23 protein-coding genes are annotated in these 22,236 nt (G+C 68.6%); 9 read left to right on the top strand and 14 right to left on the bottom strand.

Going from position 1 to position 22,236, the window contains the following annotated elements; genetic code table 11:
- Positions 1–2 precede the first annotated feature (2 nt).
- Positions 3–797: a ParA family protein gene (locus tag OG947_RS20995; RefSeq protein WP_328812799.1), complete on the bottom strand. Its 795-nt coding sequence runs from the start codon at positions 795–797 to the stop codon at positions 3–5.
- A 96-nt stretch (positions 798–893) separates the two neighbouring features.
- Positions 894–2,465: a DHA2 family efflux MFS transporter permease subunit gene (locus tag OG947_RS20990; RefSeq protein WP_222650426.1), complete on the bottom strand. Its 1,572-nt coding sequence runs from the start codon at positions 2,463–2,465 to the stop codon at positions 894–896.
- Positions 2,466–2,638: 173 nt separating this feature from the next.
- Between OG947_RS20990 and OG947_RS20985 the strand changes: the two genes are divergently transcribed.
- On the top strand, positions 2,639–3,298 hold the full coding sequence (locus OG947_RS20985; RefSeq protein WP_081821426.1) for an acid phosphatase: 660 nt from the start codon (positions 2,639–2,641) through the stop codon (positions 3,296–3,298).
- Between the two features lie 27 nt (positions 3,299–3,325).
- On the opposite strand, the gene OG947_RS20980 is transcribed toward OG947_RS20985, so the two are convergent.
- Positions 3,326–3,748: a hypothetical protein gene (locus OG947_RS20980; RefSeq protein ID WP_442973138.1), complete on the bottom strand. Its 423-nt coding sequence runs from the start codon at positions 3,746–3,748 to the stop codon at positions 3,326–3,328.
- An 87-nt stretch (positions 3,749–3,835) separates the two neighbouring features.
- Between OG947_RS20980 and OG947_RS20975 the strand changes: the two genes are divergently transcribed.
- Both OG947_RS20975 and OG947_RS20970 read left to right on the top strand, forming a co-directional pair.
- Positions 3,836–4,801, top strand: coding sequence for a diacylglycerol/lipid kinase family protein (locus OG947_RS20975; protein WP_027506851.1), 966 nt, complete (start codon positions 3,836–3,838; stop codon positions 4,799–4,801).
- A 259-nt stretch (positions 4,802–5,060) separates the two neighbouring features.
- Positions 5,061–5,315 (top strand): WhiB family transcriptional regulator, encoded by a 255-nt coding sequence (locus OG947_RS20970; RefSeq protein ID WP_027506852.1) that lies wholly within the window; start codon positions 5,061–5,063, stop codon positions 5,313–5,315.
- Positions 5,316–5,396: 81 nt separating this feature from the next.
- Here OG947_RS20970 and OG947_RS20965 read toward each other — a convergent pair whose 3' ends face one another.
- Positions 5,397–6,911, bottom strand: a complete 1,515-nt coding sequence (locus OG947_RS20965) for a sensor histidine kinase (protein WP_222638671.1) — start codon at positions 6,909–6,911, stop codon at positions 5,397–5,399.
- A gap of 52 nt (positions 6,912–6,963) precedes the next feature.
- Complete coding sequence (locus OG947_RS20960) at positions 6,964–7,179, bottom strand: biotin/lipoyl-binding carrier protein (protein ID WP_027506854.1); 216 nt, start codon at positions 7,177–7,179, stop codon at positions 6,964–6,966.
- Positions 7,180–7,318: 139 nt separating this feature from the next.
- Here OG947_RS20960 and OG947_RS22695 point away from each other — a divergent pair, with 139 nt between their 5' ends.
- The gene (locus tag OG947_RS22695; RefSeq protein WP_110293457.1) at positions 7,319–7,393 is read left to right on the top strand and encodes a 50S ribosomal protein bL37; all 75 of its coding nucleotides are present in this window, start codon (positions 7,319–7,321) and stop codon (positions 7,391–7,393) included.
- A gap of 64 nt (positions 7,394–7,457) precedes the next feature.
- On the opposite strand, the gene rsrA is transcribed toward OG947_RS22695, so the two are convergent.
- Both rsrA and OG947_RS20950 read right to left on the bottom strand, forming a co-directional pair.
- Complete coding sequence (gene rsrA, locus OG947_RS20955) at positions 7,458–7,730, bottom strand: mycothiol system anti-sigma-R factor (RefSeq protein WP_027506855.1); 273 nt, start codon at positions 7,728–7,730, stop codon at positions 7,458–7,460.
- Complete coding sequence (locus OG947_RS20950) at positions 7,727–8,353, bottom strand: sigma-70 family RNA polymerase sigma factor (protein ID WP_037186858.1); 627 nt, start codon at positions 8,351–8,353, stop codon at positions 7,727–7,729. Before OG947_RS20950 ends, rsrA begins: the two co-directional genes overlap by 4 nt.
- A gap of 288 nt (positions 8,354–8,641) precedes the next feature.
- On the opposite strand from OG947_RS20950, the gene OG947_RS20945 reads away from it, so the two are divergent.
- The 4 genes from OG947_RS20945 to rsgA are packed head-to-tail and all read left to right on the top strand — an operon-like array spanning position 8,642 to position 11,581.
- Positions 8,642–8,770 carry a hypothetical protein gene (locus OG947_RS20945; RefSeq protein WP_328812798.1) on the top strand — a complete coding sequence of 43 codons (129 nt, stop codon included), beginning with the start codon at positions 8,642–8,644 and terminating at the stop codon, positions 8,768–8,770.
- Positions 8,771–8,796: 26 nt separating this feature from the next.
- The gene (locus tag OG947_RS20940) at positions 8,797–9,306 is read left to right on the top strand and encodes an aminoacyl-tRNA deacylase (protein ID WP_222638672.1); all 510 of its coding nucleotides are present in this window, start codon (positions 8,797–8,799) and stop codon (positions 9,304–9,306) included.
- 2 nt (positions 9,307–9,308) lie between these two features.
- Complete coding sequence (gene aroA, locus OG947_RS20935; protein WP_328812797.1) at positions 9,309–10,595, top strand: 3-phosphoshikimate 1-carboxyvinyltransferase; 1,287 nt, start codon at positions 9,309–9,311, stop codon at positions 10,593–10,595.
- Between the two features lie 8 nt (positions 10,596–10,603).
- Complete coding sequence (gene rsgA / locus OG947_RS20930; RefSeq protein ID WP_155957112.1) at positions 10,604–11,581, top strand: ribosome small subunit-dependent GTPase A; 978 nt, start codon at positions 10,604–10,606, stop codon at positions 11,579–11,581.
- Positions 11,582–11,600: 19 nt separating this feature from the next.
- Here rsgA and OG947_RS20925 read toward each other — a convergent pair whose 3' ends face one another.
- The 5 genes from OG947_RS20925 to OG947_RS20905 form a co-directional block, all read right to left on the bottom strand.
- Entirely contained in the window at positions 11,601–12,851 is a 1,251-nt protein-coding gene (locus tag OG947_RS20925; RefSeq protein ID WP_027506859.1) for a fatty acid desaturase family protein, read from the bottom strand.
- 79 nt (positions 12,852–12,930) lie between these two features.
- Positions 12,931–14,196 carry a fatty acid desaturase family protein gene (locus OG947_RS20920; RefSeq protein ID WP_056447798.1) on the bottom strand — a complete coding sequence of 422 codons (1,266 nt, stop codon included), beginning with the start codon at positions 14,194–14,196 and terminating at the stop codon, positions 12,931–12,933.
- Positions 14,197–14,339: 143 nt separating this feature from the next.
- Positions 14,340–15,455 carry a ferredoxin reductase gene (locus OG947_RS20915; RefSeq protein ID WP_027506861.1) on the bottom strand — a complete coding sequence of 372 codons (1,116 nt, stop codon included), beginning with the start codon at positions 15,453–15,455 and terminating at the stop codon, positions 14,340–14,342.
- 82 nt (positions 15,456–15,537) lie between these two features.
- Complete coding sequence (locus OG947_RS20910; RefSeq protein WP_442973077.1) at positions 15,538–16,077, bottom strand: DUF6912 family protein; 540 nt, start codon at positions 16,075–16,077, stop codon at positions 15,538–15,540.
- 24 nt (positions 16,078–16,101) lie between these two features.
- A complete protein-coding gene (locus OG947_RS20905) occupies positions 16,102–17,526 on the bottom strand; it encodes a WS/DGAT/MGAT family O-acyltransferase (RefSeq protein WP_027506863.1) in 1,425 nt (474 codons plus the stop codon).
- A 253-nt stretch (positions 17,527–17,779) separates the two neighbouring features.
- On the opposite strand from OG947_RS20905, the gene OG947_RS20900 reads away from it, so the two are divergent.
- Positions 17,780–18,331 carry an Rv3235 family protein gene (locus OG947_RS20900; protein WP_328812796.1) on the top strand — a complete coding sequence of 184 codons (552 nt, stop codon included), beginning with the start codon at positions 17,780–17,782 and terminating at the stop codon, positions 18,329–18,331.
- A gap of 30 nt (positions 18,332–18,361) precedes the next feature.
- Here the strand turns inward: OG947_RS20900 and secA are convergent, their stop codons facing one another.
- Both secA and hpf read right to left on the bottom strand, forming a co-directional pair.
- Positions 18,362–21,274 (bottom strand): preprotein translocase subunit SecA, encoded by a 2,913-nt coding sequence (secA, locus tag OG947_RS20895; RefSeq protein ID WP_328812795.1) that lies wholly within the window; start codon positions 21,272–21,274, stop codon positions 18,362–18,364.
- Between the two features lie 218 nt (positions 21,275–21,492).
- Complete coding sequence (hpf, locus tag OG947_RS20890) at positions 21,493–22,080, bottom strand: ribosome hibernation-promoting factor, HPF/YfiA family (protein WP_027506865.1); 588 nt, start codon at positions 22,078–22,080, stop codon at positions 21,493–21,495.
- Positions 22,081–22,236 lie beyond the last annotated feature (156 nt).

Genomic DNA, 22,236 nt, shown 5'->3' with positions numbered 1-22,236 from the left:
CCTCAGGCGTCGGCGTCGTACGTGGCCAGGGGTGCGCCCTCGGTCCAGTGCGCGGCCAGGTTGTCGGCGAGGTCGCGGTACGCCTGAGCGCCCTTGTTCTCACGTCCCGCGATCACCGAGGTGCCGGACGCCGACGCTTCCGCGAACCGCACGGTGCGCGGGATCGGCGGCGCGAGCACCGGGATGTCGTACCGACCGGACACGTCCGCGAGGACGTCACGGCTGTGCGTGGTGCGGGCGTCGTACAGGGTCGCGAGAGCGCCCAGGAGTGTCAGATCGGGGTTGGTGATCTGCTGGACCTCACTGACGGTGCGCAACAGCTGACCCACACCGCGGTGAGCGAGCGTCTCGCACTGCAGCGGGATCAGCACGCTCGTCGCGGCCGTCAGCCCGTTCAGGGTGAGCACGCCCAGTGAGGGCGGGCAGTCCAGCACGATGACGTCGTAGTTCTCGAGGAGGGGCGCGAGGGCGCGTTTGAGGGTGTACTCGCGGCCTGGACGCATGAGCAACAGCGCCTCGGCGCCGGCCAGGTCGATGGTCGCCGGGAGCAGGTCCACACCCTCGTCCGTGCCGAGCACGGCGTCGCCCACGGGAACCCCGGCGGTGAGGACCTCGTGGATCGAGGTCTCCAGCTTGTCGGGGTTGTGCCCCAGCGAGAAGGTCAGACTTCCCTGCGGGTCGAGGTCCACCACGAGTACTCGTCGGCCCAGAGCGACGAGCGCCGCTCCCAGCGATGCCACGGTGGTCGTCTTGGCGACGCCACCCTTCTGGTTGGCCACTGCCAGGATCGTCGTCACAGCACGATCTTGGCATCACTCGGTGTGTCGAGCGACGTTCGGCCCGGCGTGGCGTGATGCCGCACCGGGCCGAACGGGGTGGAACGGAGGCCGAGCTCAGTGCAGCATCGCACCGCGCGCGACGGCGTCACCCTGGTCTGCACGCTGGAACTTCTTGCGCGGCAACAGGAGTGCGGGCACGAAGGTGAACGCGACGATGATCGTGGCCACCAGGAAGGTGCCGCCGAACGCGTCGGCTGCCTGCGCCAGTCCGGCCTGCACGGCATTCGGCCCGATCTGCTCGGCGATCGCCGGGTCACGCTGTGCCGCGATGGCGGGTCCCGCAGCCGCCCGGTCGAGCAGCTGGTTGGTGAGCACCACCGAGATCACGGCCGTACCGATCGACCCGGCCGACTGCTGGATGATGTTCATCAGCGACGAACCGCGGGCGACGGACGCGTCGTCCAACGTCTGGAGCGCGGCGGTCATGATCGGCATCATCGTCGCGCCGAGTCCCAACCCCATGACGAACAGGGCGCCGAGCAGGACGACGTACGAGGTCGAGGATCCCACCTGCGTGAAGACGGCCATGCCCAGCGTCACGAACACCATGCCGGTGATCACGATCTTGCCCGGCCCGATCTTGTCGGCGAGCTGTCCGGCGATGGGCATCGACACCATCGCCCCGAGTCCCTGCGGGGCGAGCAGCAGGCCGGCCATGAGCGTGGTCTCCCCGCGGACCTGCAGGAAGTAGCTCGGGAAGATCAGGCCCGCGCCGAAGAACGCGATGGCGAACAGGCTCATCGCGATCACCGCGACGGACAGGTGACGGTTGGCGAACAGCCGGAGGTCGATCAGCGGGTGCTCGGTCCGCAGGGCGTGGCGCACGAACGCCGCGACCAGGACGAGCCCGACGACGGCGGAGACCAGTACGCGAGCCGACATCACCGTTCCGGTCTCGGGGATCGAGGAGACGCCGAACAGGAAGAGCGCGAGGCCCGGCGACAGCAGCAGCATGCCGACGAAGTCGAAGGACTGCGAGGGCTCGGGTGCGTCCTTCGGGAGGATGACCCACGCGGCCACCAGCGCCACGGCGCCGATGGGCACGTTGATCAGGAAGATCCAGTGCCAGCTCGCCGCGTCGATGAGCCACCCGCCGAGGATCGGGCCCGCGATCGGACCGAGCAGCATCGGTACGCCCAGGACGGCCATGACACGACCGATGCGCTCGGGACCGGCGGCGCGGGTCAGGATCGTCATGCCGAGCGGCATGAGCATGCCGCCGCCGAAGCCCTGCAGGACGCGGAACACGATCAGCGACGTGATGTCCCACGCGACGCTGCACAGCATGGATCCGGCGACGAACAGGATCAGCGCCAGGATGTAGAGGCGTTTGGTACCGAACCGGTCCGCGGCCCAGCCGGTCAGCGGGATGACGGTCGCGAGAGCGAGGGTGTAGCCGGTCATGGTCCAGGCGACGTTGGCGTAGGACGTCTGGAACTCGAAGGCGAAGGTCGGCAGCGCCACGCTCACGACGGTCACGTCGAGGATCGACATGATGGCGCCGATGACGATGACGGCCGCGATCTTGAGGACGGCCGCGTCCAGCCCCTGACCGGTGTCGACACCACCCTGCCCGGGGGTGTTCGGGGACCCCTGCGCGCCCTGCTCGGTGCTCTGATCGGTCATGCGGAGTCTCCTGGCTGATCTGTATCCGCCGGCATCGAGGCCGGGTGTTGCGTGATCGGACCAAGGAAGTAAACACCCCAACCGGCGGCGATCACCAGCGGATTTCACGAGACCTCCGTCACCGGGACGACCTCCGTCATCGACGCGACGCGACCCGGGAGCATGATCGAGCCATGGCAGACCCCGACCCCCGTGACCCGGCACCCGCATCGTCCGGAGGGTCCGGGACGTCGCCGCGGCGCTCCGACGCCAGACTGGTGTTGATCCGTCACGGTCAGACGGAGTGGGCGGCGAGCGGTCGACACACCGGACGGACGGACATCGCTCTCACCGCCGACGGGGAGGACCAGGCCCGCGCCGCCGGGGACCGCATCGCGGCGCTCGGGCTCGAACGTCCCCTGGTGGTCAGCAGCCCCCGATCGCGGGCGCTGCGGACGGCGGAGCTGGCCGGACTGACCGTCGATCGGGTGTGGGACGCGCTGGTCGAGTGGGACTACGGCGACTACGAGGGCCTGACCACTCCGCAGATCCGGGAGACCGCGCCGCACTGGACCGTCTGGACGCATCCGTCACCGTCCGGCGAGACCATCGACGCCGTGTCCGCACGGGCCGATCTCGTCCTGTCCGTCGTCGTTCCCACCCTCGCCGAGCGCGACGTCGTGCTCGTCGGGCACGGCCACTTCTCCAGGTCGGTCATCGCGCGGTGGGTCGAGCAACCGGTGACCGAGGGAAAGCGCTTCGCGCTGGCGCCCGCCGGCTTCACCGTGCTGGGGTACGAGCACGAGTACCGGCAGATCCACACCCACAACGTGGATCCTCGCCTCGGTTCCTGAGGTGCCCGGCGTCGGTCGGAGAGCCGCTCAGGCGTCGTCGGTCTCGACGTAGTCGTCGGCGAGCCACCGCGTTGCGGGGCCACTGAACAGACAGACCAGGACGCCGATGACGACGATGCCGAGCAACGAGCCCAGCACGGGCCGCCCGGAATCGGTGAGGAGCGACCAGACCACCGGGAGCAACAACAGCTGCGCGACGATCGCGATGGCGCGGCCCCAGCGGTGCCCGAGGATCAGGGCGATACCACCGGTGAGCACGGCGCCCCCGAGTGCGGCGAACCAGATCGCGGTGCCGAAACCGTTGATGACGCTCTCGTCGGCGCCGGCGGCGCCGCGGATCACCAGGACGAGTGCCACCACGACCGCCGTGGCGCCCTGCACGGACACCAACAGGCCCGCGGCGCGCACCGGTGTCGGAACACCGGAATCGGGCAGCTTCGGACGCACCAGGCCACCCTAGAGCACACGCGCGAGGTGGCCGACGGTCACGCGCCGGTGGTCGTGAGCCGCCGCCGCTCGCGTCTACTCTGAGTGATCGTGCGAGCCATCCTCATCGTCAACCCGAACGCCACGTCCACCACGGCTGCCGGCCGAGACCTGGTGGCGCATGCGCTCGCGAGCAGGGTGTCGCTCAGAGTGCTCCACACCACGCACCGTGGACACGCGAGCGAACTCGCGACCGAGGCCCGCCGGGCCGGTATCGATCTGGTGATCGTGCACGGCGGCGACGGAACGGTGAACGAGGTGGTGAACGGACTTCTCGGTGTTCCTGCCCCGACCTCCATGCAGTCGGTCACCGTGGGACCCGTGCCGCTGCTGGCGGTCGTCCCGGGCGGATCCGCCAACGTGTTCGCTCGCTCGCTGGGCATCGCGAGGGATCCGGTCGAGGCCACCAACCAGCTCATCGATCTGCTGGAGTCGGGAACGAGCAGGCGTATCGGCCTGGGGCACTGCGACAAGACATGGTTCCTGTTCAACGCCGGCCTCGGATGGGACGCGGACGTGTGCGACGCGATCGATCGAGGCCGCAAGGGCGGCGAGGCGGTCACGCCCTCGCGCTACGTCCGGACCGCGGTCACCACGTTCTTCCGCCGCAAGCGCCGCGACCCGCACCTCACCGTGGAGACCGACACCGGCGAGGCCGTGACGGGCGTTCACTTCGCGTTCGTGACCAACTCCGATCCGTGGACGTTCCTCGACGCACGCCCGGTCCGGACGAACCCCGGCACCTCGTTCGACAGCGGACTCGGCATATTCGCAATGCGATCCACGAAGGTGTTCACGACGTTGCGAGTGGTCGTGCAAATGCTGTCCGGAACGTCCGGTCCGCATTCTCGGGCGCTTCTCCGAGAGGACGACGTGAAATGGATTCGCGTGCGTTCGGTGGAACCGACCGGCTTGCAGGTCGACGGCGACTACCTGGGAGAACGCACCGAGGTCGAATTCGCGTCCGCACCGGACGCCCTCGCCGTCGTGGCGCCTTTACCTGGCGATACCCCGTAGGCCAAGCTACTGTGTTTCACATCTCCCGATCCGGGTACCAGACGTCGGGTGTGAAACCAAATCGGGTCCAGTGAGCTTGGCCACCCGCACCGCGTCATCTCTTGACTTCTGCTTGGTTCGTGAAAGCATTCACAAGTAACAGTGCGGAAACATTGGTTGCCGCGCTCGCGAACTGCAGGACAACAAGCCCACGATCCGGACGAGAGTCCAGGATCAGTTATTCGACAGCGCCGTCGTGCGCTCAGTGAGGAGTAAGAGGATGGATTGGCGCCACAAGGCTATCTGTCGCGACGAGGACCCGGAACTGTTCTTCCCGGTGGGAAACAGCGGCCCGGCACTCGCACAGATCGCTGATGCCAAGGTCGTGTGCAACCGGTGTCCCGTCACCGCGGACTGCCTGTCCTGGGCTCTCGAGTCCGGTCAGGACGCGGGCGTCTGGGGCGGCATGAGCGAGGACGAGCGTCGCGCGCTGAAGCGTCGTAACGCGCGTACCCGCGCACGCTCGGCGGTCTGACACAGCTCGTAAGACGCACGCAGGCCCGGCACCGCATGGTGCCGGGCCTTTTGTGTGTCCGACGGGAGTTCGCAACCCGGGTCAGCCGCGTGGCTCCCGGCGTCCGAGCGGGACGCGGAGCTCGGCGGCGGTGCCCCCGTCCCGCCCGGCCGCGACGCTGATGGTGCCGCCCAACTCCACCGTGACGAGTGTCGAGACGATCTGCAGTCCCAGCCGGTCGGACGCCGACGCGTCGAAGTCGTCGGAGACTCCACGGCCGTCGTCGCGCACGGTGACCTCCAGCATGCGGGAGGACCGTCGGGACTCGATGGTCACACGGCCTCGCGCACCCGGATCGAACCCGTGCTCGAGCGAGTTCTGGACCAGCTCGGTGAGCACCATGATCAGCGGAGTGGCCCGTTCGGCCGGGAACACGCCCAGGCTGCCCTCGCGACCGACGGTGACGTCCGCGGACAGCGAGCCGATGTCGACCATGACGGGGACCAGGCGGTCGACCACCTCGTCCAGGTCGACGACCTCGTCCACCGACGTCGACAGCACGTCGTGGACGAGGGCGATGGAGGTGACCCGGCGGACCGACTCGCTCAGCGCGACCTTGGCCTCGTCGTTGTCGGTCCGGCGAGCTTGCAGACGCAGGAGAGCAGCGACGGTCTGCAGGTTGTTCTTGACCCGGTGATGGATCTCGCGGATGGTCGCGTCCTTGCTCAGCAGCGCGCGATCGCGACGCTTCACCTCGGTGACGTCCCGGACCAGTACCAGAGCGCCCACGGACGTGCCGGCCGGGCGCAGCGGAACCGTGCGCAGCAGCACGGTGGCACCGCGAGCGTCCACCTCCATCCGTCGTCCCCCGGCGGACGTGACGGCCGCTCCGATGGTGGCGGCGATCTCCTCCGCGTCGAAGGGATCGGTGACGAGCGACCGGGTCGACGCAGCGAGGTCGTGGCCGGGGAGATCTGCCGTCAACCCCATCCGGTGGTAGGCGGACACCGCGTTGGGGCTCGCGTAGGTGACCATGCCGGCGGTGTCGAGGCGGATGAACCCGTCGCCGACGCGTGGGCTCGAGTTGACGTCCGTCTTCTCGGACGGCGAGGGGAACGACCCCTCCGCGATCATGTCGGAGAGGTGGTGGGCGCAGTCGCGGTACGCGGCCTCCAGCAAGCTCGGCGGTCGGCCGGAGACCGGCGCGGAGTCACGCGTCAGCACGGCGACCACGCGGCCGTCGACGCGCACGGGAACGGCGTCGTGGGGCGGACCCTGATCGTCGGGGAGGCGACCACCGCCGCGCACGATCGACGCCGTGCGCAGGCACTCCGCGACCTGGGGATGTTCGGTCTCCCCGACCACCGCACCGACCGTGTCCGACGGGATCACCGTGGGGGCCGTCGTCGGACGACACTGCGCGACGCACACCACCGTCGCCGTGTCCGACGACGTCACCGCACGCGATCCGGGATGGTCGACGGGCACCCAGAGCAGCAGGTCCGCGAAGGAGATGTCCGCGAGGATCTGCCACTCCCCCACGACGCGTTGCAGATGATCGACCGCCGTACCCGGCAGGTCGGTGTGCTCGGCGAGCATCTCGGACAGCGTGGACACGACGAATCACCCTGTCCCGGTACGTCGTCGGCTGATCAGAGTGGTGACCGGATCAGGAGATGACGGCGATCAGGTCGCCCTGCTGGATGACGTCGCCCACGGCGACTCCGATGGACGTCACGGTGCCCGCGGACTCGGCGAGCACGGGAATCTCCATCTTCATCGACTCGAGCACCACCACGGCGTCGCCCTCGTTCACGTGATCACCCTCGGCGACGACGATCTGGAATACCGTCGACACCATCTCGGCTCGGACGTCCTCGGCCATCACGGTCCCCCTGTTCCGTTCCGCTCGTCTGCACGCGCGTGTCGACTCGTTCGGTGAACGGACCACGCCGGAGGCACGGCCGCTCGTCGTACAGCCAACCACACGTGAGAAACTGGGTGGAACAGGAAGGAGATCCACCATGGGCAAGCGAGGACGCAAGAAGCGCAGCCGTAAGGGAAATGCAGCCAACCACGGCAAGCGCCCCAACAGCTGATCACGAGCACCACACGACGAAGGGCCGGGACGCACAGCGTCCCGGCCCTTCGTCGTGTAGGCGGTCAGTCCTCGGTGGCGGTGATGGTCACCGACCGCCGGATCTCCAGCGTCAGGCGCTCCCGCAGGCCTTCCGGAGCCCGCTCGCCGCCGCACTTGCGGCCGACGAGAGACTTGATCTTCTCCTCGATGCCGTACTGCGCGAGGCACGAACCACAACTGTCGAGGTGACGCTGCACGCGCTGCCTGCTGGCCTCGTCGCACTCGTTGTCGAGCAACGTCCACACGTCGGCGATGACGGCCGAGCAGTCCAGGTCCTCGAACTCGTTGCCGCTCATCGTGCTACCTCCTCGGTCGCCGCGGCGGACCGGTTGAATCCACGGTCGCGAGCGACCTCCGCCAGTTCGTTGCGCAGTTGCTTGCGGCCGCGGTGCAACCGCGACATCACGGTGCCGATGGGCGTGCCCATGATCTCGGCGATCTCCTTGTACGGGAAGCCCTCGACGTCGGCGTAGTACACCGCCATGCGGAACTCCTCGGGCAACGCCTGCAGCGCCGCCTTGATGTCGTCGTCGGGCAGGGCGTCCAGCGCCTCGACCTCGGCCGACCGTAGACCGGTGGACGAGTGCTCAGCGGTGGCCGCGAGCTGCCAGTCGGTGATCTCGTCCGTCGGGTACTGCGCCGGCTGACGCTGCTTCTTCCGGTACGAGTTGATGTAGGTGTTGGTCAGGATCCGGTAGAGCCACGCCTTGAGGTTCGTGCCCTCGCGGAAGCTCTTGAACGCCGTGTACGCCTTGACGTACGTCTCCTGGACCAGGTCCTCGGCATCGGACGGGTTCCGCGTCATCCGCAGGGCCGCGCCGTACAGCTGGTCGAGCAGCGGGAGCGCGTCACGCTCGAACCGCGCCGTCAGATCCGCAGCGTTCTCCCGCGAGCGGATGCCGTCCTCTGTCTCGAGGATCGCAGGATCGACGGCGCCCGTCGTGGTGCCGGTCTCGGTCTGTGGCTGATCCGTCACGCTGGCCCCTCTCGTGTGCCCCGCGGCGACCGCCCCGTCCTCCGAGGTGTCGACCTCGGACGTCCGGGAACCGGTGAGCTCACCGTGGTCGTCCGGACTCCACTTTACCGATGGGATCACCACCACATTCGTCAGCGTCGCCGAGAGCCTCTCGGCTCCGGAGCGCTCCGGTGCAACGACGTTCACACGCCCTCCTCCGTCGAGCGGCGGCGCACAGTGCGCGCCGTCCTGATGCTGCGTGCAACAGCCGTGGCCGCCGTCGTGTTCCCCCCGCTGCCGGACCGTCTCCGCGAGTACGGCCAGAATGTCGTGTACCAGCAGCCGATCACGACGTTCTGGCCGTACTCGCGGGGCGGGTGATCACGGTGGGAAGGGACCACGACGCCATGGCCGGATCGGCTACTCCCGCGACGACGATGCTGACGCGTCTCGGAATCGAGTTCACCGTCCACACCTACGAGCACGACCGCGGCACCGAGCAGTACGGCGACGAGGCGGTCGACGCACTGTCCGCCGGCCTCGGTGTGTCGGCGGATCGGGTGTTCAAGACCCTGGTCGTGTCGACGGGCTCCTCGTTGGCGGTCGCGGTTCTTCCCGTGCCGGACATGCTCGCCCTGAAGTCCGTCGCCGCCGCCCTCGGGGCGAGCAAGGTGTCGATGGCCGATCCCGCAGCCGTGCGCCGGTCGACGGGCTACGTCCTGGGGGGCGTCTCCCCGCTCGGTCAGCGCACGCCCCTGCCCACGGTCGTCGACACGTCGGCACTCGGGCACTCGACCCTCTTCTGCAGCGGCGGTCGGCGCGGTCTGGAGATCGAACTCTCCGCACAGGATCTCGTCCGGGCGACCGCCGCGACCGTCGCGGACATCCGACGCGCGTCCGCCAGTGAGAGACTGTGACCGTGACGTCCTGGATCGCGCCCCTCGCCCCGCAGCCCGTCCGTGCGACCGTCGACCTCCCGGGGTCGAAGTCGATCACCAATCGCGCCCTGATCCTGGCCGCGCTCGCGGACGGACCGTCGACGGTGACCGGCGCTCTGCGCAGCCGTGACACCGATCTGATGATCGATGCGCTGCGCACCCTGGGTGCCGTCGTGGAGTCTCCCGACGACGACGGGACGACGGTGCGGGTCACCCCCGGACCCGGCCGCGGCGGCGACGTGGACTGCGGGCTGGCGGGCACCGTCATGCGCTTCGTTCCCCCCGTCGCCGCGCTGGCCACCGGTCGCTCGCGCTTCGACGGCGACGAGCACGCCCGCTCGCGCCCGCAGCAGACCATTCTCGACGCGCTCCGCGCCCTGGGTGTTCCCGTGAGCGGGGACCGGTTGCCGTTCGTCGTCGACGGCACGGGCCGTGTCCGCGGGGGCACGGTCCGACTGGACGCGTCCGGGTCGTCCCAGTTCGTGTCGGGGCTCCTGCTCTCGGCGGCGCGGTTCGACGAGGGCCTCGTCGTCGAGCACGTCGGTCCCCCGGTGCCGTCGATGCCTCACATCGACATGACGGTGGAGATGCTGCGCGAGAGCGGGATCGAGGTGGAGACTCCCAAGAACTCCGGCATTCCGAACCGGTGGCGGGTGCATCCCGGCGCCGTGGCTCCGGTCGACCGTGTCGTGGAACCGGACCTGTCCAACGCGACCCCGTTCCTCGCCGCGGCGGCCGTCACGGGCGGTGAGGTGACCGTGCCCCGGTGGCCTGCCCGGACGACGCAGCCCGGTGACGCGTTCCGCGACATCCTCACGTCGATGGGGGCCGAGGTGCTGCTCACTGCCGAGTCGCTCACGGCGCGGGGGCCCGAGAAGCTCGAGGGCGTCGACGTGGACCTGCACGACATCGGCGAGCTGACCCCCACGGTCGCGGCGATGGCGGCCCTGGCCGGGTCACCCTCGCGCCTGCGCGGGATCGCCCATCTGCGCGGGCACGAGACGGATCGGCTCGCCGCACTCACGGCGGAACTCGGTGCTCTCGGCTGCGGTGTCGAGGAGACCGAGGACGGCCTGATCATCGAGCCGGCGCCGCTGCACGGCGGACCCTGGCGGGCGTACGCCGACCATCGCATGGCCACGGCGGGCGCCGTGATCGGTCTGGTCGTCCCGAGCGTCGAGGTCGACGACATCGACTCCACCGCCAAGACGCTGCCGGGGTTCGCGACCCTCTGGAGCGCCATGCTGGCCGGAGGTGGTGCACGCTGATCCGGCGGGTGTACGACGAGTCGGACGTCCGCGTCCGGCCGGGCAAGGGCACGCGCCCACGAACGAAGACCCGGCCCACCCACGCCGACGCCTCGGACGCGATGGTGGTGTCGGTGGATCGCGGCCGGTGGGGCTGCGTGATCGACAATGATCCAGAGCGCCTCGTGGTCGCCATGCGAGCGCGCGAGCTGGGCCGGACCCCGATCGTCGTCGGTGACGCGGTGGGCATCGTCGGCGACGTCTCGGGACGCGTCGACGCCCTGGCCCGCATCGTCCGCGTGGACGAACGACGAACGGTGCTGCGGCGCACCGCCGACGACACGGATCCGTACGAGCGTGTCGTGGTGGCCAACGCGGACCAGCTGCTGATCGTGGTGGCGTTGGCCGACCCGCCACCCCGCTCGGGCTTCGTCGAGCGCGCGATGGTGGCAGCGTTCGTGGGTGGTCTCCGACCCGTGCTGTGTCTGACGAAGGACGACTTGGCGTCGTCCGACGAGTTCGCCGCCGTCTTCGCCGACCTCGACGTGCCGGTGGTGCTGGTGGGCCGGGACCGTCCGCTGGACGAGCTCCTGGCGATGATCACTGGGAAGTCGTCCGCGCTGATCGGCCACTCGGGGGTGGGCAAGTCGACCTTGGTGAACCGGCTGGTGCCGGAGGCACATCGCGCCGTCGGCATCGTCTCCGGCGTCGGCAAGGGACGGCACACGTCGACTCAGTCGGTGTCGCTGCATCTTCCGGGTGGAGGCTGGGTCATCGACACTCCCGGTATCCGGTCCTTCGGGCTGGCCCACATCTCGCCGGAGGATGTCGTCGCGGCGTTCTCGGACCTCGCCGTCACCATCGAGGACTGCCCGCGCGGCTGCACACACCTCGGGCCGCCGGCCGACCCGGAGTGCGCTCTGGACACCCTGACAGGACAGCAGGCGAACCGCGTCGCCGCGGTTCGCCTGCTGTTGGTGGCCGTGATGTCGAACGACTCCTACTGACGGAGCTCCGACCGATCGATCAGCGCGAGAGCAGCTTTCGCAGTCCCGTGCCGCCCTTACCCTGCTTTATCGCGCTCAGCAGACCGGAACGACGTCCGGTCACCGGGTCGACCGTCGAGGTGACGTTGCCCCCGAACTTGCGCTCGGATGCCGTCTCCGGTGCGTCGTCCGCCGTGGCCTTGAGGTACTTGTCGGGGAGCGACAGCTTCGCGATGGTGCGCCAGGACTTGCCGTACTGGGCGAGGAAAGGCCCTGTGGTGTACGGCAGGTCGTACTTCTCGCACAGTTCGCGGACCCGCACACTGATCGCGGCGAGCCGGTTGCTCGGCAAATCGGGGAACACGTGGTGCTCGATCTGGTAGCAGAGGTTGCCTGACATGAAGGCGAGGGTCGGTCCGGCGTGGAAGTTGGCGCTGCCCAACATCTGTCGGAGGTACCACTGCCCCTGCGTCTCGTCCTGGAGGTCGTGGCGCGTGAACTTCTCCGCACCGTCCGGGAAGTGACCGCAGAAGATGACGGCGTTCGTCCAGATGTTACGGATGACGTTCGCCATGATGTTGGCGGTCAACGTCTTCCGGTAGGACGCGGCGGGCGACAGCGACGTGATGGCCGGCGTGATCGCATAGTCCTTCAGCATCTGGCGGCCGACCTTGTCGCCGACCTCCTTCAGCTTGCGTCGCGTCTCCTCCTTGGGCACACGGCCTTTCACGGCCTTGCCCAGCTCGAGATGCTGTACCGCCACGCCGTACTCGAACAGGAGCATCAGCAGCGTGTTGTACACGAGGTTGCCGGCATTGAACGGGACCCACTTGCGGTCACGCGTGACGCGGATGAGGCCGTAGCCCACGTCGTCGTCCATGCCCAGCACGTTGGTGTACTTGTGATGGATGTAGTTGTGGGTCTGCTTCCAGTGCTCGGACGGACCGGTGTTGTCCCATTCCCACGAGGTGGAATGGATCTCCGGGTCGTTCATCCAGTCCCACTGGCCGTGCATGACGTTGTGGCCGAGCTCCATGTTCTCGACGATCTTCGAGACACCGAGCATCGCGCTACCGGCCCACCACGCGGCGCGGTGGTTGCTGGCGAGCATCGTGGTGCGGCCGAGGGCCTCGAGGGAGCGCTGGAAACGGATGGTGTTGCGGATGTACCGCGCATCCTTCTCGCCGCGCGACTCTTCGATCTCCCGACGCAACGCGTCGAGTTCATGGCCCAGCGCCTCGACGTCGGCCTCGGTGAGGTGGGCATATTCCTTGACGTCGGAAATCGCCATGTGGTCACTCCTCGGCAGGTGGTCGATGCCCGTGTGGGCCTGACCGTGGTTACTCTACCGGAAGTTACGCACCCGTAGGTTACGCCGTCGTATCTGTGACCCGCTTCACTGCCTGACGCGCCTCGAGCCGCGCCTCGTGCAGGGCCGACCGCAGTCCGCGCTTGCGACCGGTGACCGGATCGAACCGCACCCGGTCCACGACGGAGGAGCCGGAGCTCTGGAAACGGCGCTCCGAACTGGTCTCCGGCGCATCGTCCGACGTGCGACGAAGCAGCTGGTCGGGCAGCGACAGCTTGAAGATGGTGCGCAGCGCCTTCCAGTACTGGGTCGCCAGGTTGCCGGTGGTGTACGGCAGGTCGTACTTGTCGCACAGGGCGCGCACCCGGACGGCCACCTCGGCGTACCGGTTGCTCGGCAGGTCCGGGAACAGGTGATGCTCGATCTGGTAGCAGAGGTTGCCGCTCATGAACGCCATCGTGGGGCCGGCCGTGAAGTTGGCGCTGCCGAGCATCTGCCGGAGGTACCACTCCTCGTGGGTCTCCGTCTCGAACTGGCCCATCGTGAACTTCTCGGCGCCGTCCGGGAAGTGACCGCAGAAGATCACGGCGTACGCCCACAGGTTCCGCACCACGTTGGCGGTGAGGTTCGCCCCGAGTGCACGACGCCACGCCGGACCCGCGAGCAGCGGGAAGAGCACGAAATCCTTGCCGACCTGCGACGCGACCTTCCGAGCGAACTCCTTGTTCGGCTCCGAGAGCAGCTGCGTCGCGGGAACACCGGCCTCGAGCTTCGCCGCGTCCAGGTCGTGCAGAGCGATGCCCCACTCGAACGTCAGTGCCAGCACCAGGTTGCCCAGGGGCTGCACCAGGTTGCGTGGCCGCCACTTCTCGTCGCGGGTCATCCGGAGGATCCCGAAGCCCACGTCGTGGTCCATGCCGACGATGTTGGTGTACGTGTGATGCGAGTAGTTGTGCGCACGCTTCCAGTGCGCGGACGGACCGGTCTGGTCCCACTCCCACGAGGTGGAGTGGATCTCCGGATCGTTCATCCAGTCCCACTGACCGTGAGAGACGTTGTGGCCCAACTCCATGTTCTCGATGATCTTGCTGGCCGCCAGCAGACCTGCGCCCACCAGCGCGGCCGAGCGCCAGCGGGAACCCATGATCGCGAGCCGTCCGCCGACCTCGAGCGCGCGCTGCAGCGCGATGGTGCGGCGGATGTACTCCGCGTCCTTGCGTCCTCGGGTGTCCTCGACGTCCCGACGGATGGCATCGAGTTCACGACCGAGGGACTCGATGTCCTCGTCGGTCAGATGTGCGAACTCCAAGATGTCCGTGATGGCCATGCTGGTCTACTCCCCGGATCGCGGTATGCCGTTCCTCGCACCGATTCGGTATCGGCGGGCAGGCCTTTCCGAGAATAGCGGACGAGCCTGTGCGCAGGGTGTGTGTGCGATCACCCCTGCGGCGCGACCCGGGGCCGACGGAGTCAGAGTTCGAGCGTGCAGTCCCCGGCAGCCGCGGAGATGCACGTCTGGATCCGCTCGCCGTGCGCATGCTCCTTGCCCGAGCGCAGATCTCGGACGTGACCGTCGGTCAGCGGCACCACGCACGTCTGGCAGATACCCATGCGGCAGCCGAAAGGCATTCGCACACCGGCCTTCTCACCGGCCTCCAACAACGTGGTGGCGCCGTCCACCGCCACCGTGCGGTCGGAGACGGAGAACGTGACCGTGCCGCCGTCGCTCGGCGCGCCGGTGCGCACGATCTCGAAACGCTCGGTGTGCAGGTTCTCCGAGATGCCTGCCTCCCGCCACACCCTCTCGATGTCGTCGAGCATCGCCGCCGGACCGCACGCCCACGTCTGACGCTCGCGCCAGTCCGGGTAGTGCTCGTCGAGCGAGCCCAGATCGAACTTGCCGTCCGAGCGGGTGTGCTGCACGTGGGACACGACCGAGTCGTACTTCGCGTCGAGCGCCGCCAACTCCGAGGCGAACATCACGTCGTCCGCCGTGGGAGCCGAGTGCACGTGCACCACGTCGGGCATGTGGCCGCGCGAGTCGAGACTGCGCAGCATGCCGATCACCGGTGTGATGCCGCTGCCGGCCGTGACGAACAGGATCTTGGCGGGCGGCGGCTCCGGAAGGGCGAAGTTCCCCTTCGGCGCGGCGAGCCGCACGATCGTGCCCGACGGCACACCGCCGACGAGATGCGAGGACAGGAAACCTTCCGGCATCGCCTTGACGGCGATGGAGATCTGCTTGTCCTTCCAATCGGGCGGCGACGTCAGGGAGTACGACCGCCAGTGCCACCGACCGTCGACGTGGAGGCCGATGCCGATGTACTGCCCCGGCCGGTAGTCGAAGTCGAAGCCCCATCCGGGCTTGATGACGATGGTCGCGGCGTCGCCGGTCACCTTCTCGATCCGCACGATGCGGCCGCGCAATTCGCGCGCGGACCACAGTGGATTTGCCAGGTGCAGGTAGTCGTCGGGAATCAACGGCGTGGTGATGCGCGCGAACGCACCGCGCACCACGTTCAGCGACGGGCGCCGCGGGGACGACACACTCGCGGCCGGGGCTTCGAGCCAGTCCTTGATTCCCATTCACATCTCCTCGGTCGAGCGGCCACCACGGACGCAGTCGACGACTGCGACGAAACAGGGCGGTGTCAGAGCAGTTCCGGTGTCAGAGCAGTTCCAGGAGAAACGGTATCTCCTGCGGTGCGTACCAGGCGAGTTCGTGATCCTCGACGTCGCCCAGCACGAACTCGGCGTCGGGATCCCCCAGGTCGGCCGCGTCCACCGCGGCGACAGCGGCGCTCACGGCGGACTCGGCCGCCGCGAGATCGACGTGGACCGCCGCCACCTCCGTCAGGGCGAGCGGTGCCGGCAGGCGGACCACGGCGTCATCGAGATCGGGACGCAGGGTCACCGGATCGACGTCGGCGGCGATGACGACGCGGCGGAAGCTCGGAGTGGCGTCGGCGACCTCGTCGGCGTCCCCGTCATCGTCTGAGTCGAGTTCCGGCTCACCGCCGATCAGGCGCAGCGACGCCCGCGCGGCCTCCCGCAGCGCGACGTCGGCCAACTCGTCGTCGTCACCGGAGACGTACGCCTCCCGCAACGTCGGCGTCACGGCGAAGGCCGTCCGACTGATCGGCGAGAACTCACCCTCGTCCACCAGTGTCTGCAACATCCGCATGGTCGCCGGAACGAACACCCTCACCTGCGCCTCATTCCCTCACCGTCGTCAGCGGACGTTCTTGTCGTCGCGCGCCGCGTCGACCAGTTCCTCGAGTGCCTCGTGCAGCAACGTGGTGATCACGTCGATGTCCGGCATCGCTGCCCGGTCCGCGTTCACACCGTAGTAGACGTTGCCGTCGTACGACGTCAGGCCGATGCTGAGCGCCTGATTGCGCACGAGCGGCGGCACCGGATACATCTCGAGCATGCGTGCACCGCCCGCGTAGAGCGGGAACTGGGGGCCGGGGGCGTTGGTGACGATGATGTTGAACATGCGCTGCGACAGGCTCGACCCGACGCGCGCACCCATCGCGTGCAGCGTGGCCGGCGCGAACCCGGACAGCGTGATGAGGGTCGACGCCGTCACACCGCGACTCTGTCCCAGGTGAGCCTCCGTCGCGTGCGACACGTGGGACAACCGCACCACGGCGTTCGGTTCGCCCACGGGCAGATCGATGAGGAAGGACTCGACCTCGTTGGGCGGCACGTCGCCCTCGTCGCCCGTCCCCGTGGCGGCCGCGTGCACCGACAGGGGCACCATCGCGCGCACCGTCGTGTACGGGCCGATGGGCTCACCGCGCGAGAGCAACCAGTTCCGCAGAGCACCGGACACGACCGTGAGCACGACGTCGTTGACCGTCCCCCCGAACTTCGACCGCACCATCCGGTAGTCGTCGAGATCGGTCTTGGCCACCGAGTACCGGCGGTTGCGGGAGATGGTCGTGTTCAGTGGACTCGTCGGTGCCGTCTGCGCCGCGGTGCGGACCACCGCCGCGAACTTGCCCACGGCGCGTACCGCCTCGCCGGCGGCGCGGGTGACGTCACCGACGGCTCCGCGCACCGCCTCCACGCCCTCCCCCGGCCGCGACACCATCTCGGCGAGCGCCCCGGCGACCAGCGCCTTCTCCGACGGTTCCCGCGCGGGCATCCACAGCTCCTCGGCCATCGGAGTCGGAGCCTTGGTGGCGTCCAGGATGACCTGACTGATCTCGAGTGCCTTGTCGCCGTCCACGATCGACGAGTGCGACTTGGTGAAGATCGCGAACCGGTTCCGTGCCAGACCCTCGACCAGGTACATCTCCCACAGCGGACGCGTGCGATCGAGAGGGCGTGAGGTGAGTCGCGCGACCAGGTCGTGCAGCTGTTCGGTGGATCCCGGCTTGGGCAGCGCGGAACGCCGGATGTGGTACGTGATGTCGAAGTCGCGGTCGTCGACCCACACGGGGCGAGCCAGGCCGAAGGCCACCTCGCGCACCTTCTGGCGATAGCGCGGAACGAGAGCGAGCCGGCTCTCGACGAGGGTGAGCAGTTCGTCGTAACTGAAACCCCCGCGCGGGAGCCGGAAGATGGCGAGCGACCCCACGTGCATGGGAGTCGTACTGGCCTCCAGGAAGTAGAAGGACGCGTCCTGAGTGGTGAGTCTGGTGGCCAACGCGCGAATCCCCTCGGTCGAGTGTGACGGGTCCCAGTCTCGCACGACAGATGAGACCGACCACGCTCACGATCGTCCTCGTGGTCCGCGCCGTGTCGGTTCCCCGTCGTCCTCGTCGGAATTCACCGACCCTGACCGGCTGCGGTGTGACGACGCCCCGCGTCTGCCTCGACGGGCCGGAACCGCGTCCGTGCGTGCGACACTCGCCGCACACCGGCCGTGGCCGCACAGGTACGAGCATGGAGGAGAACGCATGACATCGGAGGTCGTTCACGTGGCGCGGTTGCCGAGATCCGAGCCACCCGAGGTCGGCGCGACTTCCACGCGTGCACGCCCGACGACCCGGTCCGCGGGCCGAGCGCTCTCGTCGCCGCGCCCCGGCCCGCACTCGGGACGATCGACCTCGCGACCGACCCGGCCCGTCGTCGGACCGTCGGAGGCCGACGCGCGCACCGCCGCCGCGGCGCGGCACGTCGCCGATCGCGTCCTGCGTCTGACACTCGAGGTGGTGGACCGCCGCCGACCCGCGGCGTCCCTGCGCGCGGTGCTGTCACCGGCCATGGTCGGAATGGCGACGGCCCTGTCGACGGCGGCCGTGCCGGGCCGAACACTCGGTGTCGCCGTCGTCCGGACCGTGCACGTGCGCGCCGGCGGTCCGGTGCCAGACGGCGCCGGGCACGGCGACGTCGAGGTCTTCGGCACCTACTCGCGTGGTGACCGCGTGTTCGCCGTCGCGGCACGACTGACGGCACGGCACAACACCACCGGTCCGGCCTGGGTGCTCACGAGCCTGCGCCTGTCCTGAGGCGGCGGTCGCCGCCCCCGGACGAGCAGATCACTTGCGCCGCTTGGCCTTCGGTGCGCGCTTGACCGGCTTGACCCCGGCCCGAGCCGCCTCGCGGCGCTCGCGTCGAGTGCCGGAGCTCGACTCGCCCGTCGGCGACCCCGACCCGGCGCGGCGGACCGAGGTGCCGCCCGTCTCGTCGGGACCGGAATACGTCAGGCGACCGGTCGACTCGTCGTCCAGCCCCTTGGCGCGCAGCGCAGCAGGTGCGGCGGGCCGCGGTTCGGGCGCCGATTCCGCAGTGGGTTCGGGTCGACGCTGCGCCGGCGCCGCGGGGGCGGCCTGCGCTGCGGGGGCGGCCTGCGCTGCCGGCGCCGGTCGGGCTGCGACGGGCGACTGCAGTCCCGCGCCCACCTGCAGGCCCGCGGAGGCCGCGGGGCTCGGCGCCGCCGCCTCGACCTGCAGGTTGAAGAGGAACCCGACGGACTCCTCCTTCAACCCGTCGAGCATGCCGGTGAACATGTCGTAGCCCTCGCGCTGGTACTCGACGAGGGGATCGCGCTGCGCCATCGCGCGCAGACCGATGCCCTCCTTGAGGTAGTCCATCTCGTACAGGTGCTCACGCCACTTGCGGTCGAGCACGGACAGCAGCACCCGTCGTTCGAGCTCGCGCATACCGCCCTCGCCCGCGATCTCGTTGATCTCCGCCTCACGCGTGGCGTAGGCCGCGCGGGCGTCCTCGAGCAGCGCCTCGCGCAGGTCGTCCCGCGACAGGTCGCCCTTCTCGCCGAACTCGTTCTCCGCTGCGAGGTCGGTGTGCTGCACGCCCACCGGGTAGAGCGTCTTCAGCGCGGTCCACAGCTGTTCGAGGTCCCAGTCCTCGACGTAGCCCTCCGAGGTGGCGCCGTCGACGTACGCGGTGACCACGTCGGTGATCATCTGCTCGACCTGGCCCTCCATGTCCTCTCCGCGGAGGATGCGGCGACGCTCCTCGTAGATGACGGTGCGCTGCTGGTTCATCACCTCGTCGTACTTGAGGACGTTCTTGCGGATCTCGAAGTTCTGCTGCTCGACCTGCGTCTGCGCGCTCTTGATGGCCTTGGAGACCATCTTGGCCTCGATCGGGACGTCGTCCGGGAGGTTGAGTCGCGTCATGATCGACTCGAGAGCGGCACCGTTGAATCGGCGCATCAGCTCGTCGCCGAGCGACAGGTAGAACCGGCTCTCCCCCGGGTCGCCCTGACGACCCGAGCGTCCTCGCAACTGGTTGTCGATACGGCGCGAGTCGTGCCGCTCGGTACCGAGGACGTAGAGACCGCCCGCGTCGCGGACTTTGTCCGCATCCTCGCGGACCTGGTCCTTGACCTTCTCCAGCGTGGGCTCCCACGCCGCCTCGTACTCCTCCGGCGACTCGACGGGATCGAGCCCCTGCCCGCGCAGCGCGAGGTCCGCGATGATGTCCGGGTTGCCGCCGAGCACCACGTCGGTTCCTCGACCCGCCATGTTGGTGGCCACCGTCACCGCGCCGGACCGGCCGGCCTCGGCGATGATGGTCGCCTCCTGCTCGTGGAACTTGGCGTTGAGCACGTTGTGCGCGACACCGCGCTTGGTGAACTGCTTGGACAGGTACTCCGAGCGCTCGACACTGGTGGTACCGATCAGAACCGGCTGACCCTTCTCGTGCCGCTCGACGACGTCGTCGACGACGGCACTGAACTTGGCTTCCTCGCTCTTGTAGATGAGGTCGCCGTTGTCCACACGCACCATCGGGCGGTTGGTGGGAATGGGGATGACACCGAGCGAGTACGTCTGGTGCAGCTCGGCCGCCTCGGTCTCGGCGGTACCGGTCATGCCGGAGAGCTTGTCGTACAGACGGAAGTAGTTCTGCAGCGTGATCGTGGCGAGGGTCTGGTTCTCGGCCTTGATCTCCACCTTCTCCTTGGCCTCGATGGCCTGGTGCATGCCCTCGTTGTAGCGGCGCCCCACCAGGATGCGGCCGGTGAACTCGTCGACGATGATGACGTCGCCGTCTCGGACGATGTAGTCCTTGTCGCGCTGGTAGAGCTCCTTCGCCTTGATGGCGTTGTTCAGGTAGCTCACCAGCGGCGAGTTGGCGGCCTCGTACAGGTTGTCGATGCCCAGCTGGTCCTCGACGAACTCGACACCCGCCTCGTGCACACCCACCGTGCGCTTCTTGATGTCCACCTCGTAGTGGACGTCCTTCTTCATCATGGGGGCGATGCGGGCGAACTCGGGGTACCACTTCGACGACGCGTCCGCGGGGCCCGAGATGATCAGCGGGGTACGGGCCTCGTCGATGAGGATCGAGTCCACCTCGTCCACCACGGCGAAGTTGTGTCCGCGCTGGACCAGGTCGTCCAGCGAGTGCGTCATGTTGTCGCGGAGGTAGTCGAAACCGAACTCGTTGTTGGTGCCGTACGTGATGTCGGCCGCGTAGGCGGCGCGCCGCTCGGCGGGCGTCATGCCCGAGAGGATCACGTCCACGCTCAGTCCGAGGAAGCGGTGAACGCGGCCCATCCACTCCGAGTCACGCTTGGCCAGGTAGTCGTTGACCGTGACGACGTGGACGCCGTCACCGGACAGCGCGTTCAGGTACGCCGGGAGGACGCAGGTGAGGGTCTTGCCCTCACCGGTCTTCATCTCGGCGACGTTGCCGAAGTGCAGCGCGGCGCCGCCCATGACCTGGACGTCGAAGTGGCGCTGGGACAGCACCCGCTTGGACGCCTCGCGGGCGACCGCGAACGCCTCGGGCAGCAGTTCGTCGAGGCTCTCGCCGTCCTGGTGCCGCTTCGTGAACTCGTCGGTCTTCGCACGCAGTTCGGCGTCCGTCAGGGACTCGACGTCCGGCGACAGGGACGACACGTGGTCGGCGATGTGCTTCAGCCGCTTGACCATGCGACCTTCACCGACACGGAGCAACTTGGACAACGACAACGTCGGCACGGGCTATTCGTCCTCAATATCGGGTACGTGGGGCGTGAACCGAGCCCGTCCACACGGGGGGCGCAGTTCGATGCGAAGAGACCTCGTCGGTCTCCCGGCGGAACCATCGTAGGCGTCGAGCCTGACAGCGCGCTGTGAGGCACACCGGATGTTCCGCGCACGACACCGGGCGCCCGCCGGAGCGGACGCCCGATGTGGTCGGCGCGGCGGTGCGAGCGTCAGGACAGACGCAGCAGTCCGTAGTCGAACGCGTGGCGGCGATAGACGACCGACGGCCGGTCGGACTCCTTGTCGTGGAACAGGAAGAAGTCGTGGCCCACGAGCTCCATCTCGTACAGGGCGTCGTCGACGGTCATCGGCACGGCCGGGTGTTCCTTGACGCGCACCACGGTGCCCGGGCCCTCGGTGGCGTGGTCGTCGACGGCGGGCGCCTCCTCGACGGGGGCAGTGACGGCCTCCTCGACGAGCGCGGCGGTCGCCTCGGCCACCGACACGGGCCGCTTCTCCCCGTAGTGGACCTTGCGGCGGTCCTTCGTCCGTCGGAGTCGGCTCTCGAGCTTGGTGGTCGCCGACTCGAGGGCGGCGTAGAAACTGTCCGCGCAGGCCTCGGCACGCGCGACGGGGCCCTTGCCCCGCACGGTGATCTCGACTCGCTGGCAACTCTTGGACTGACGACGGTTGCGTTCGTGGAACAGCTCGACGTCGAACAGATGGATGGTGGGATCGAAGCGCTCGAGTCGAGCGAGCTTCTCGGAGACGTACAGGCGGAAGTGGTCGGGTATCTCGACGTTGCGACCCTTGACCACGACCTCGGCGGCGGGTTCGGCGCTCGAGTTGTCGTCGGCCGGGACGGCACTGGGTGCATCGTCGAAGTAGACGGAATCCGCAGTGGCGTCGGTCGAGTCGAGGGCGGTGGAGTCGTTCTGCTCCGGACCATGGGCGTGAGCTTCGCGGGGATGCGC

This window comes from Rhodococcus sp. NBC_00297 (assembly GCF_036173065.1).
Taxonomy (GTDB): Bacteria; Actinomycetota; Actinomycetes; order Mycobacteriales; family Mycobacteriaceae; genus Rhodococcoides.
This window is presented reverse-complemented; position numbering and strand designations above follow the sequence as displayed.